General features: G+C 43.8%; 1 protein-coding gene and 1 pseudogene. One reads left to right on the top strand and one right to left on the bottom strand.

Going from position 1 to position 976, the window contains the following annotated elements:
• Positions 1–120 (top strand): annotated as a pseudogene (locus ACTXGO_RS14665) (TetR family transcriptional regulator); the annotation flags it as partial.
• A 185-nt stretch (positions 121–305) separates the two neighbouring features.
• Here ACTXGO_RS14665 and ACTXGO_RS14660 read toward each other — a convergent pair.
• The coding region (locus tag ACTXGO_RS14660) for a type II secretion system protein GspK (protein WP_443575039.1) at positions 306–976 on the bottom strand (671 nt) is incomplete at its 5' end.

The following is a 976-nucleotide window of genomic DNA, read 5'->3' as shown; positions in this document are numbered from 1 at the left end:
TTGGGCGACATTGAAGAAAAAAAGCAGCTGATGCTGCATAATTGCACCCGCCAAGCGCAAATGCTGTTTTATGGGGCCTACAACTGGAAGTCCTCTGAGGAGACGCTTTTGGATGATTGAGTACGCTAACCTCTAGATATAGTAAATACTAAATAAATCAGATACATTGAATTTTAACGCGTAACTGATATCAATTTTCCTTGCGTGCTGTGCCTACGCTGCTCGATGCTGCGCAAAATTAATATTAGTTACGCTGTATCGTTTTTACAATGGACTGACGATAACTCGGTAATCAAGGCAAATGTCTAAAAACTGGGTCTAAACGCATAAAGGCGACGATTAATCACTTTGACAGTTTTGTCAGCGCTAGATTCGCTGCTACTAGCCGCAGCGTTATTTGCACTGCCATTGACATCATTTGCACCGCTATTTACATTGTTACCACTCGTATTTTGATTATTTGAATTGCTACTAACTGCACCGCTTTCATTGTTTGTCGTATTACCCTCATCAAGCACATTTTTGATCAAAATGAGCGCAAATCGCTGTTTACCATCGCTATCATTGGCTGTGACAAGGCCGCTAAAAGCTCGACTATCAACGGCTAAAAGCGGTGTTAACGCTTGGCGCTGCTCATCAGTCACACTCATAAGCGCTGGCAGTTGCCACAACTCATCAATAGACCCCATTACCTGCTGAGTACGCAAATCTGTTAATGTTTGCATCTGCTCAGTGGTTGCACCCTCTACCAAAGACGCTAATAGTACAGGGCTTGCGGTATTGACATTGATAGGCAAGTCATAAGGCACCGCTGTAATGTACGGGCGTAGTGCGGCTAAAGCCTTATCATCTACACCTGAAACGTCTAGTAGCTGATCGACACTGATAAAGGGCTGATTAGGCGAGCCTGAATCATATACCGCTCCTTCGTCACCGCCATCTTTATATACCTCACTATCTGTATCTTGCCAATCTA

Source organism: Psychrobacter sp. T6-1 (genome assembly GCF_052258445.1).
The sequence above is the reverse complement of the archived record's forward strand: the minus strand, read 5'-3'. Positions and strand labels throughout refer to the sequence as shown.